At 61.6% G+C, this 12,396-nt stretch carries 9 protein-coding genes; 2 read left to right on the top strand and 7 right to left on the bottom strand.

From position 1 onward, the window contains the following. Positions 1-6 precede the first annotated feature (6 nt). The 5 genes from AC0L7I_RS03330 to AC0L7I_RS03350 form a co-directional block, all read right to left on the bottom strand. On the bottom strand, positions 7-1,011 hold the full coding sequence (locus tag AC0L7I_RS03330) for a zinc-dependent alcohol dehydrogenase family protein (RefSeq protein WP_473398116.1): 1,005 nt from the start codon (positions 1,009-1,011) through the stop codon (positions 7-9). Between the two features lie 62 nt (positions 1,012-1,073). After that, the gene (locus tag AC0L7I_RS03335) at positions 1,074-1,568 is read right to left on the bottom strand and encodes a hypothetical protein (protein ID WP_473398117.1); all 495 of its coding nucleotides are present in this window, start codon (positions 1,566-1,568) and stop codon (positions 1,074-1,076) included. Then, the gene (locus AC0L7I_RS03340) at positions 1,552-2,205 is read right to left on the bottom strand and encodes a DUF5671 domain-containing protein (protein WP_473398118.1); all 654 of its coding nucleotides are present in this window, start codon (positions 2,203-2,205) and stop codon (positions 1,552-1,554) included. Before AC0L7I_RS03340 ends, AC0L7I_RS03335 begins: the two co-directional genes overlap by 17 nt. A 63-nt stretch (positions 2,206-2,268) precedes the next feature. Beyond that, the gene (locus AC0L7I_RS03345) at positions 2,269-3,234 is read right to left on the bottom strand and encodes an alpha/beta fold hydrolase (protein WP_473398119.1); all 966 of its coding nucleotides are present in this window, start codon (positions 3,232-3,234) and stop codon (positions 2,269-2,271) included. Positions 3,235-3,299: 65 nt separating this feature from the next. After that, a complete protein-coding gene (locus AC0L7I_RS03350) occupies positions 3,300-3,602 on the bottom strand; it encodes an SCP2 sterol-binding domain-containing protein (protein WP_473398120.1) in 303 nt (100 codons plus the stop codon). Positions 3,603-3,845: 243 nt separating this feature from the next. Here AC0L7I_RS03350 and AC0L7I_RS03355 point away from each other — a divergent pair, with 243 nt between their 5' ends. Continuing rightward, positions 3,846-5,393 (top strand): acyl-CoA carboxylase subunit beta, encoded by a 1,548-nt coding sequence (locus AC0L7I_RS03355; RefSeq protein ID WP_473398121.1) that lies wholly within the window; start codon positions 3,846-3,848, stop codon positions 5,391-5,393. On the opposite strand, the gene AC0L7I_RS03360 is transcribed toward AC0L7I_RS03355, so the two are convergent. After that, positions 5,390-6,652 carry a SulP family inorganic anion transporter gene (locus AC0L7I_RS03360; RefSeq protein ID WP_473398122.1) on the bottom strand — a complete coding sequence of 421 codons (1,263 nt, stop codon included), beginning with the start codon at positions 6,650-6,652 and terminating at the stop codon, positions 5,390-5,392. The genes AC0L7I_RS03355 and AC0L7I_RS03360 overlap by 4 nt on opposite strands. A gap of 245 nt (positions 6,653-6,897) precedes the next feature. Between AC0L7I_RS03360 and AC0L7I_RS03365 the strand changes: the two genes are divergently transcribed. Beyond that, positions 6,898-7,806 (top strand): DUF4349 domain-containing protein, encoded by a 909-nt coding sequence (locus AC0L7I_RS03365; RefSeq protein ID WP_473398123.1) that lies wholly within the window; start codon positions 6,898-6,900, stop codon positions 7,804-7,806. Positions 7,807-7,852: 46 nt separating this feature from the next. On the opposite strand, the gene gltB is transcribed toward AC0L7I_RS03365, so the two are convergent. Continuing rightward, positions 7,853-12,394 carry a glutamate synthase large subunit gene (gltB, locus tag AC0L7I_RS03370; protein ID WP_473398124.1) on the bottom strand — a complete coding sequence of 1,514 codons (4,542 nt, stop codon included), beginning with the start codon at positions 12,392-12,394 and terminating at the stop codon, positions 7,853-7,855. Positions 12,395-12,396 lie beyond the last annotated feature (2 nt).

Below are 12,396 nucleotides of genomic sequence, written 5' to 3' on the forward strand. Positions count from 1 at the left end.
CCCGGTTCAGATCGCAACGATGATCTTGCCGAAATGCTGTTGCGACGCCTGATGGGCGAACGCGTCGGCGATCTTGTCGAGCGGGAATGTCTGATCGAGCACGGGCTTGATATTGTTCGCCTCGATTGCCGCAATCATGTCTTCCTGCTGGGTGGCTGAGCCGACGGTAATTCCGGAAAGTGTGATGTTTGACGAGAACAGCGCGGCCGTTGGTACTTCGCCTGATACGCCGGTCAGCACGCCGATCAGCGAAATATGTCCGCCCATCTTGCAGGCCTGGATCGATTGGGCGAGCGTCCCCGGGCCGCCAATCTCGACAACTTCGTCAACGCCGCGGCCAAGGGTCAATGCCTTGGCCTGTTTACCCCATTCCGGCGTGGTCTTGTAGTTGATCAGGTGGTCAGCGCCGAGCGCTTTCAGGCGTTCGAGTTTCGCGTCGGACGACGATGTCGCGATCACCCGCGCGCCGGCGGCTTTGGCAAATTGCAGCGCGAAGATCGAGACTCCGCCCGTGCCTTGTGTCAGCACCCAGTCGCCTGGCTTGATTTTCGCTTCGACCATCAGCGCGCGCCAGGCCGTCAGCGCAGCGCAGGGAAGCGTTGCAGCCTCCTCGAATGAATAACCCTCAGGCATGCGCGTGAAGGCCGACTCGGGCATGGCGACAAATTCTGCGGCAAACCCGTCGGCACCGTCTCCCGGCACGCTGGCAAAGCCGGCCATCTGCGGCGCGCCCGAATACCAGTTCGGAAAAAACAGGCTGAGCACCTGGTCGCCCGGCTTGAACCGGTTGGCACCTTCACCCACGGCGACGACTTCGCCAGCCCCGTCCGACATCGGGATGCGGCCATCCGGTGTCGGGATGCCGCCCATCACGACAACGAAGTCGTGATAGTTGAGACTGCTGGCTTTCACACGGACTAGGATCTCGCCACGGCCCGGCTTTGGATCCGGACGCTCTTCGATGACAAGGCTTCCGGGACCTCCGGGTTTTTTGACGGCGGCAACTTTCATGGGGCGCTTCCTCTTCGCTTTGCACTGAACGTGGGTCGGCGACGCTAGGGAAGTCAAGCTGATCAGTCTGGTGACGCAACAAGATTCACGGTGTAGCAGAACCGGCCTGCCTCGGGGCGCGGCGAAGCGGCGTCGATGTACGGACCGTGCCAGCCGGTCCCGTAATATCTCGGCTCATCCTTTGATGGCCGTTCAAACACGGCGCAAATCTGGGCGTGCTGGGCATCAATGGGGAGAATGTCGAACGGCACACCTGTGACCGGGTCATCGCTCCATGCAGCGTTGCTGCACCCTTTTGCCAGCCGCGCCGGCGAACCGGAATCCGCAATGGCCACGCGCACAACCTGAAAGTCTTCCGGCAGGGTGCCGACACCCCGGCTGTAACAGTTCAGCGCTTCGGCTGTCCCGACGAGGGCATTCAGCCGTATCTGGTCGCGCTGCACCTCGCGCGCCTGCCCCGGCCCGCCTATGATCGCAAGGCCCGCGACTATGGCGGCAACGGAAACGCCAACAAGCGCGACGGCCAGCCAGTCGCCGGATTCACTCGGAGCCCACATCGCCTTGGTCTCCCTTCTCCGCATCGCCGATGAAATAGGTGAAGATCGCCCCGGCAATCACAGCCACCACCAGCGACTTGAGGACAAACCGCACGGTCAGGTCGCCGCCAAGGAAATTGTACACGAGCGAAATGCCGTCGCCGACAAGTGTGCACCCGGCAACGACGAGGCTGACATAAGTCAGCCATTTGCGAATGCGGGAGCGCTGCATTTGCGGGTTCCTGCGACGTGCACCCCGCAGGATATAGCCAATCCAAAGGAAGATCGGCGTTCCCACCAACAAGCCTGACACACCACTTCGCACCTGTGATTCCAGCCTGAACACCCGATAGTCATTCACGTCTGTCTTGTCGGGAAAGCCATATTCGATCAGCGCGAACAGAAGCGAGCCGAGACTGTAGGACACGATGCCCAGCAGGATGAAGAACAGGAGATAGAAAAAGGCTTCGCGCGCTGACAGGTAAGGCTGAGGTCGCGGCACGGCGACCGGGAACGCCACATCGGAATACGTCTCCAATGCCGCATCCACTTCCGCCTTGCGCCAGCCCGCCTCGGCCAGCGCGTCGACGATGGCCGTGCGCGATTGCCCGCGCTCGAGGCTCTCCTTGACGAATTCCACGAGTGTCTTTTCGGCCATCGCGTCCTCACTCCCATGTTCGGACGCCAGCATAGCCCGTCTGTCGGGCCGTCGCCAGCCGGGTCAGATTCCGGCGCGTTGCAGCAGGCGCTGGAATCCTTCCCAGAACTCAGCGCGGCGTTCGTCCGTTTCCATCAGGATTTCGTGAAGCGCGCCCTCAACGGTGACATGCTCGCAATCGGGCAGACGTGCGCAGACGGCCTCATGCGAGGCATTGTCGACCAGCTTTTCTTCACCCGCCGACGCAATGAAGACCGGGATGTTCACGGCGTTGAGTGCCTTGGCCTTGCCGAAGGTCGACACGATATTGAGCGACGCGCCGAGCCAGCCCCAGGTCACCGGCCCCAGTTCCAGTTCCGGCGCCGCGTCGCAAAGGTCTCGCTGCATCTGCCAGCGGCGCTTGTCGTGCGTCACGATATTGGTTTCGAATGTCTCCGCCGGACCGGGCTGCTGCGCATAATCGCCTGACCGGCCCGTCACACGCATGGCCCAGACAAGGTAATTCATGCCCAGGAATTTCGACTTGAGCCCCCACATCGGCGCGCAAAAGGCAGCAGCCTCGACCTTGACCAGTCCCTGCGCGATCGTTGCAAGCGCAATCGCCCCGCCCATGGAATGGGCGAGCGACACATAGGGCCGCGGCAGCCTGTCATCGAGCTTCTCCAGTCCCTTGGCGAGCGCGCCCATAAAGGTCTCGAAACGGTCGATATGGCCCTTTTTCGTGTCGTCCAGCAGGCGGTCCGACAGGCCCTGGCCCGGCCAGTCGATGATCACCACGGCAAAGCCCATCGCCTGGAGCTCGCGGCCGACCTCGAAATACTTTTCGATGAATTCCGTACGGCCCGGGCAGACGATCACCGTGCCGCGCGGATTGTTGTAGGTCAGCGCTGGCGCGATACAGGCTCGCAGCGATCGCCCGGCACTGCCCTCGAACCAGACAATTTCTGCGCCGTCGGGCGCAGGATTGCCCGGCACAATGACAAAGTCCTTGCGCTGATCGGCTCTGGCTGTGGCGGTCTTGTCAGTCATGAAAAAAAGCCGCCCTCAGGTTTCCCCGGGGCGGCCCCTTCTGGATTGGTAAGCCGTCGCGGATTCTACGAGAACTTCTTCATCAGGCTTTGCAGTTGCATTGCAACCGACATGTCGCCCTCGACTTTCAGCTTGCCCTGCATGAACGCCATTGTCGGGTCCATCTGGCCGCCGGAAATCTTCTGGAAGTCATCCCAGTCGACCTTGATCGTCGCATCTGCTGCGCCGTCGGAATTGTCGACCTTGCCTGCGACGCCGTCGATGAAGAGTTTGCCGACGCTGCCGAAATCGAACTTCACCTTTTTGGTGAAATCGCCGCCCGGCTGGACAGCGGACGAAGCTTTGGATGTAAGTTCTGCGAGATCCATGATGGGTCCTCCTTGGAATGAGCCTGAATGGGATAAAGCAGAGGGACACGGGGGAATGCAAGGAAAGATTGAAGCCGGTCGGGATTGTTCAGCGCTCCCGCTGACGCGATCATGGTGCCGCTTCACGCCGCGATAATGGTTTCAACGTCGCAAGGACTTGATCCCGCTTGCCGCAACGGCACCTCCTGCGCCGCGTTCGGAAAGTCTTGACCAAAGGGGCCACCACCGCCGATTGATGATGGCATGAGTTGGAAAAAATCGATCGAAGAATTGCGCCGGCGCGAGCGCCTGTCGGAAAAAATGGGTGGCGAAGAGCCGGTCTCACGCCAGCGCGGCCGCGGCAAGCTCACCGTCCGCGAACGCGTGGCCTTTCTCGCCGACCCCGGCAGCTTCCACGAGATCGGCAAGATCGCCGGCAAGGCGACCTATGGCGCTGACGACGAACTCGAAGCCTTCACGCCATCCACGTCCGTCACCGGGCGTGCGACTCTGAACGGTAAATCCACGGTCATTCTGGCCGATGATTTCACCGTGCGCGGCGGCGCGTCCGACGCTGCGATCTGGCAGAAGATGGTCCAGATGATCAAGATGGCCACCGAATACCGGATGCCTCTGGTCCAGATGATCGACGGCACCGGCGGCGGCGGTTCGGTCAAGAGTCTCGAGAAGGATCCGCGCACCTATATTCCTGAAACACCCGGCTGGAATGAAATCGTTCACGGCATGACGCAGGTGCCATTCGTCTCGCTGGCGCTGGGCCCTTGTGCCGGGATGGGCGCTGGCCGTGTCGCCGCCAGCCATTTCTCGGTCATGGTCAAGGAACTCAGCCAGGTCTTCGTCGCCGGGCCGCCGGTCGCCATCGCACTCGGCGAGAATGTGACCAAGGAAGAACTCGGCGGCTGGAAAATCCAGGGCCAGAACGGCACGGTCGACAATGTGGTCGACACAGAGGCCGACGCCTTTGAAGCGGCGCGGCGATTCCTGTCCTACCTTCCGCCATCTGTGCATGAGCTGCCCGAACGCACACCGCCGACGGACGACCCGGACCGCAAGGAGGAATTCCTCCTGTCGATCGTCCCGACCGACGGCAAGACGCCCTACAAGCCCCGCAAGATTGTCGAAGCGACGGTAGACCGTCACAGCTTCTTCGAGATCGGGCACGACTGGGGCCGGGGCATGGTCTGCGGCTTCGCGCGGATCGACGGGCATCCAGTCGGCATACTGGCGGGCGACCCCTTCTTCCTGGACGGCGCGTGGACGGCCGATGTCTGCGACAAGGTCACGAGGCACATGGACCTCTGCTCCATGTTCCACCTGCCGGTCGTCCACTTTGTCGATTGCCCGGGTTTCGCCGTCGGCGTGAAGGCCGAGACGGCTGGCGTCACCCGCGCGGGCGTGCGCGCCATGACGGCCATCTACCAGGCCAATATTCCGGTCTGTTCGGTGGTCATCCGCAAGGCTTACGGGCTCGCCGGTTCGGCGATGATGAACCAGTCGAAGACCAAGTGGCGCTATTGCTGGCCGAGCGGCGACTGGGGCAGCCTGCCCATGGCGGGCGGCATCGAGGCGGCGTTCCGCAAGGAACTCGCCGAGGCCGAGGATCCGGATGCCCTCAAGGAACAGCTCTATCGCAAGTTCGAAGCGATTCGTTCTCCGTTCCGCACGGCCGAGAGTTTTCTTGCCGAAGAAATCATCGACCCGCGCGACACGCGGACCCTGCTCGTCGACTTCGTGCACCATGCTGTGCGTATCATCGAGACGGGAGAATACCGGTACGGGTTTCGCCCCTAGCGTTCCGGTGTGTCCCAATCGGCAGGGGGCACGTTCCGACGCCGCAGGCGAATGGCCAGTCCCACGGACACGCCGACACCGATCGCGATTGTCAGATCGGCGACTACCGTCAAAACCAGCGTGAGCAGCAGGAGAAACCGGTCAGCGCGCGGCGCAGACAGGTAACTCTTCCACTTGTGCGGTTCGCTCATGTTCCAGGCGGTCAGTATCAGCAATCCGGCCAGCGCGGGCATGGCCAGGTATCCCGCGAGCGGCGCAGCCACCAACATCGCAATCAGAATTGCCAGCGCATGAATGAGCCCGGCAACAGGCGTCTTTCCGCCCGCGCGCACATTGGTTGCCGTCCGCGCGATGGCGCCCGTGGCAGGCAGGCCGCCAAAGAGCGCCGAGCCCATATTTGCAAACCCCTGTGCGATGACTTCGGCATTCGGTCGGTGATGCCCGCCGCTCATCTTGTCGGCGACCATTGCAGACAGGAGTGATTCAACCCCGGCGAGGAACGCGATCACGAAGGCTGACGGCAGCAGTTCAAGGACACGGTCCACTGAAAGCAACGGAAACGAAGGCATCGGCAAGTGGCTTGGCAGGGCCCCAAACTGCGAGTGGATCGTGTTTACCGGCAGAGCCATAAAGGCCGCGACCGCAGACGTCACACCGACCGCGACGATCAGGCCGGGTAAGCGCGGCGCCATCTTGCGGAGCAGGATAATGCCCGCGATCGTCGCGAGACCGATACCCAACGCGGGCAGGCTTGCCGTCGCGCGCGCCTCCCAGAGGACAGGCAGTTTCTCAAGGAAGTCGGCCGGTAGCGAATCCATCGAAAGACCGAAAATGTTCTTGAGCTGGCTCGTCGCGATGATGACCGCAATTCCGATGGTGAAGCCGTGGACCACTGCTTCAGGCACGAAACTGATCAGGTTGCCGACCTTCAACAGGCCCGCGGCCAGCAGGATGAGGCCGGCCATGAACGTCGCGAGCACCAGCCCGTCATAGCCATGCTGCATGATCACCCCGAACACGACCACAATGAACGCACCGGTCGGCCCGCCAATCTGCACCCGGCTGCCACCCAGCAGGGAGACAAGGAATCCGCCTACAATCGCAGTCACGATCCCCTTGGCGGGATCAGCGCCCGACGCAATCGCGATCGCGAGACTCAGCGGCAGCGCGACCATGGCCACGGTAATGCCGGCCATCAGGTCGGCCCGGAATAGAGACCAGGAATAGGTCTGGAGTGTCGTCAGTATTTTCGGTTTCATCGGGCGCCAGCAAATCCGGAACGGTTTCCGCGCTAGCATAAAAGCGTCCGTTCGTATCTGCCCCTGATGTCTCACCCGCCTTGCAACGCGTTCGTGACCGCTTTGCGGGCGGGCAACCGGGTCTTTTCCAGCCCCTCAGGCACCGCACGCATTCGCCCCGCCCAAGCGCTCCACAATTCCAGCCTGATATTGCCTTTATTCGGGTTTCATGATGGCTCTGTGCCATCTGTGGAGGGACCAAGCTCATGAAGACACGTTACTCAATCCTGCTGGCGACGGCGGTCATTGTTCTGGCTGCCTGCGGCGGCTCAGGCGGATACGACAAAAGCGAAATGGCGCCTGCCATGGCGCCGCCTCCGCCTGCCCCCACCGCGATGATGAGCCAGGACGCCTTCAACGAAGCGCCGGCGGAACAAATCAATGTCGGCGGCGCAACGCCAGAGGCCGAAGTTCAACAATACATCGCCTATTCCCATTCGATCGGCCTGCGCCTGCCTGTCGCTGCGATCGAACCCGTGATGCAGGGCCATATCGCCGCCTGCAATGCAGCGGGCCCGGCCAAATGCATCGTCACAAATTCCTATCTCAACGCCTGGTCGGAAGACGAAGCGTCCGGTTCGCTGAATATCCGTGCCACGCCGGACTGGATCGAAACTTTCATGAGCGGCGTCGAGGCCGAGGCCGAAGCCGCGAAGGGCGACGTGACCAGTCGCCAGACCACGGCAGAAGACCTGACCGTTACCATCATCGATACAGATGCCCGGCTGCATGCCCAGGAAGCCCTGCAGAAGCGGATCGAGGACCTGCTGGAAAACCGTCCGGGCGATCTGGGTGACCTGCTCGAAACCGAACGCGAACTGGCGCGGGTCAACGGCGATATCGACTCGTTGAAATCCAGCATGAAGGCGCTGATGCAGCGGGTGAACATGAGCCAGCTGGCTGTCAGCTACGAGACCAAGCGCAATCCGGTCTCGCGCGGCGCGCTGAGCCCCCTCGGCGAAGCCTTCGGTGGGTTCTTCTATAACCTGTCGAGCGCACTCGCTGCCGTTATCACTGCCTTTGCCGTCGGCCTGCCATGGCTGATCCTGATCGGCGTGTTCCTGTGGATGTGGCTGAAACTGATCTGGCCCCGCATCCGCCGCAAGAAGTCCTGAACCGACCGCCGGGCCTCGTCCCACGAAGGACGAGGCCCAGCTACGGTCAGGCTTTTTCGGACACCTTCTTCTTCGCCTTGGGCTTGTCCTTCGGCAGGAGAAGGTGAGCGATTTCCTTCGGAACAATCATCAGGATCTGGCTGAGCGCGACATCCCATTCCGCCAGCAGGTCGGCTGCCCTGATCGAACCGGTGCGATCCGCATGTTCCTGGACCAGCGCCCGGCATTGCTCGATATGTTCGGTCGGCATGTCGGCCAGCGGATACCAGTCGATGGAATCAGGGTTTGCCACACGCTCGAACCGATTATCCGGATCCCAAATGAAGGCAGCCCCGCCTGTCATGCCGGCGCCGAAATTGTCGCCGACCGGACCGAGGATGACCGCCCGGCCTCCCGTCATGTATTCACAGCCGTTGGCGCCGCAACCTTCGACCACTGTCTTGGCACCCGAATTGCGCACGGCAAAACGCACGCCGGCCGTGCCTGACGCGAACAGTTTGCCCGCCGTCGCCCCATAAAGGCACGTATTGCCAACGATCGCGTCACCGATGGACGAGCGACGCTCGCGCGGTTTCGGCGCAACCACAATCGTCGCGCCCGACAGGCCCTTGCCAACATAGTCGTTGGCATCTCCAACCACTTCGAGCAGCAGGCCCTGAACGCTGAACGCGCCCAGCGACTGGCCGGCAGACCCTTCAAGCCGGATGTGCAGGCGCCCTTCAGGCAGTGCACTCATGCCGAACTTCCGGGTGATCGCCGAACTCGACCGTGCACCAATCGCCCGCATCGTGTTCTGGACATTGTATTCAAGCTGCATCTTCTCGCCACGCTCGAAGAAGGGCTCGGCGTCGCGCAGGATCTGCACATCAAGCGAGTCCGGCACCTCTTCCCGGCGCGTCGGCTGGTAGACAACCGGGTGATCGGTATCGACCTGAACGAGCAGCGGGTTGAGATCAAGATCATCAAGATGCGATGCGCCGCGGCTGACCTGTACGAGGAGGTCCGTCCGGCCAATCGCCTCGTCGAGTGACGTCAGGCCGAGCGAGGCCAGCACTTCCCGTACATCCTCCGCGATGAAGCTCATCAGGTTCACCACTTTCTCGGGCGTACCCGTGAAGTGGGCCCGGAGTGCCTCATCCTGAACGCAAACGCCGACCGGGCAGGTATTCGAATGGCACTGGCGCACCATGATACAACCCATGGCGATCAGGCTCGCGGTGCCGATACCGTATTCCTCGGCGCCCAGCATGGCGGCGATGACAATATCGCGTCCGGTGCGCAGGCCGCCATCGGTGCGCAGGGTCACCTTGCCGCGCAGGTTGTTCAGCGACAGTATCTGGTGGGCTTCAGCAAGGCCTAGTTCCCATGGCAGGCCGGCATACTTGATCGATGTCTGCGGGCTTGCGCCTGTTCCCCCAACGCCGCCGGCGATGAGGATGATATCCGCCTTGGCCTTCGCCACACCCGCAGCAACCGTGCCGACGCCAGATTGTGCTACGAGCTTCACACAGACGCGGCAATCGGGATTGATCTGTTTCAGGTCGTAGATCAGCTGGGCCAGGTCTTCGATCGAATAGATGTCGTGGTGCGGTGGCGGCGAGATCAGCATCACGCCGGGCGTCGCATGGCGCAGCTTGGCGATGAATTCGGTCACCTTGAAGCCGGGCAACTGTCCGCCTTCACCGGGCTTGGCGCCTTGGGCAATCTTGATCTCGATCTCGCGACACTGGTTGAGGTATTCCGCCGTCACACCGAAACGCCCTGAAGCAATCTGCTTGACGGCAGAGTTCATGTTGTCGCCGTTCGGCAGCGGCCGGTAACGGGCCTTGTCTTCGCCGCCTTCTCCCGACACCGACTTCGCGCCGATCCGGTTCATGGCGACGTTCAGCGTACCATGCGCCTCCGGACTGAGTGCGCCCAGCGACATGCCCGGCGTGACGAACCGCTTGCGGATCTCGTTGATCGACTGGACCTGCGACAGGGGCACCGCGTCTCCCGCCGGTTTGAAATCAAGCAGGTCGCGCAATTGCAACGGGTCGCGCGCGTGCACGGCCTCGACATACTTGCGATAGATTGAATAATCTCCACGATTACAGGCCGCCTGCAGCGTGTGGATCAGGTTGCCATCAAGCGCGTGGGGTTCTTCGTTTGCGCGCAGCCGGTAGAAACCGCCAACAGGAAGCGAAACGACATCCTCGTCAAACGCAGCTTCATGCCGAACAAGTGCGTTCTCCTCAAGGCCGGCAAGGCCAATCCCGGATATGCGGCTGCTCATGCCGGGGAAATAATCTGCCACCAGGGCACGTGAGAGCCCCAAAGCCTCGAAATTATAGCCCCCGCGATAGGACGAGATCACCGAGATCCCCATCTTGGAAATGATCTTGAGGAGGCCGGCTTCGATCGCGTCCTTGTAGTTCTTCACGCACTGGTTCAGCGTCATGTCGCCAAACAGGCCACGCGCCTGACGATCCGCGATCACGTCCTGTGCCAGGTAGGCGTTCACGCAGGTTGCCCCGACGCCCACAAGAACTGCAAAATAGTGCGTATCCAGACACTCTGAAGACCGGACCGTGATCGAACAGAAAGTGCGCAGCCCCTGCGCCACGAGGTGCGAGTGCACCGCGCCCGTGGCGAGGATCATTGGAATCGCAATCTTGTTCGCAGACTGGTGCTGGTCCGTCAGCACGATATGCTCACGCCCTTCCCGTACGGCTTCTTCGGCCTCACGACGGATGCGACTCAGCGCATCCTTCAGCGCGCCGCCATCGCCTGTCGCGTCTGCTTCGTCGAACGTACAGTCGATCTCGGTCATGCCGACACCGAGGCGTGTAATCAGGCGCTCGTACATCCCGGTTGAAAGCACGGGGCTTTCCAGAACGAAAACTTCCTGCTGAGATTTGTCCGTATCCAGCACGTTGCCGAGGTTCTTGAAACGCGTCTTGAGACTCATCACCCGCTCTTCGCGCAGCGGGTCGACCGGAGGGTTGGTCACCTGACTGAAATTCTGACGGAAGAAATGGCTCATCGGGCGGTAGGAATAGGACAGCACCGCAGGCGCCGTATCGTCGCCCATCGACCCCAGCGCCTCCTTGGCTGCCTCTGCCATCGGCGCGAGGATCAGTTCCAGCGTCTCCAGCGAATAGCCGGCAGCCGTCTTGCGGCGAAGGAGTTCTTCCTTGCTGAACAATTGCGGCTCTGGTCCGGGGCCGATTTCAGGCTCGAGTTCAGTGACACTTGAGAGCCACTCCTCATAGGGATTTTGGGCCGCCAGAAAGTCGATCAGCTCGCGATGCTCGTAGAACTTTCCGGTCTGGAGGTCTGCCGCGATCATGCCGCCGGCAGGGATCGAGCCGCGCTTTGCAACTTCGTGATCACCGAGCGGGCACATGCCTGCTTCCGAACCAACCGCTAGAATGCCGTCCGTGGTCAGCGCATAACGCAGCGGACGAAGGCCGTTGCGGTCAAGTCCAGCAATGGCCCAGCGACCATCATAAGCCGCAATCCCGGCTGGCCCGTCCCAGGGCTCCATCACCGAGTTGCAATAGTCATAGAGTGCGCGGTGCGCCGTCGGCATGACCGAATCCCGCTTCGACCATGCTTCCGGGATCAGCATGGCTTTCGACATTGGCGCGGGCCGGCCCGATTTGCAGAGAAGCTCGAACACGGAATCCAGCGCGCCGGAATCCGACGATCCATCGGGAATCACCGGCTTGACGTCATCGACATGCTCGCCGAACGCTTCAGAAACCATCCGGATCTCGTGGCTCTTCATCCAGTTCTTGTTGCCGCGCAGCGTGTTGATCTCGCCATTATGCGCGATCATCCGGAACGGCTGGGCAAGCGACCATTGCGGAAAGGTATTGGTCGAATAGCGCTGGTGATAGATCGCAAAATTCGAAATGAAGCGCGGATCCTTGAGGTCGAGATAGAAATTGTCGATGTCCTGGGCCAGGAACATGCCCTTGTAGATCAGCGAGGCATGGCTGAGCGAACAGACATAGAAACCGGGAATCGCCATTTCGCGCGCCCGCCGCTCTATGCGGCGGCGGCAGATGTAAAGCGCCCGTTCCAGGTCTTCCGGAGAGCGCCCTTGCGCGTCGCGGAACATGATCTGTTCGATCGCCGGGCGCGTGTCCTTGGCTTTCTGTCCGATCACTGACACGTCCACCGGCGGCTGGCGCCAGCCGTAAATATAGAATCCGAAATGCAGCACTTCGGTTTCGACAATTGTGCGGGCGGACTCCTGCGCAGCAAAGTCGGTGCGGGGCAGGAATATCTGCCCGACACAGATCGGATCGTCGGTGGGCGTGTGCCCGGTCCGCGTGACATGCTCGCGGAAGAAATCCTGGGGCACGGCCACGCGGATACCCGCGCCGTCACCTGTCTTTCCGTCGGCGTCGACCGCCCCGCGGTGCCAGACATTCTTGAGCGCCATGATGCCCATCTCGACGATCTCGCGGCGCGGCTTGCCATCCAGCGCGGCGACAAGGCCGACGCCGCAGGCATCATGCTCGTCAGCCGGGTCGTAAGCGTGACCGTCGACAAGTTTCTGACGGTTCGCTTCGTATTGCTTCACGTAATCTGACATCT

The organism is Hyphomonas sp. J20-32 (assembly GCF_055808555.1).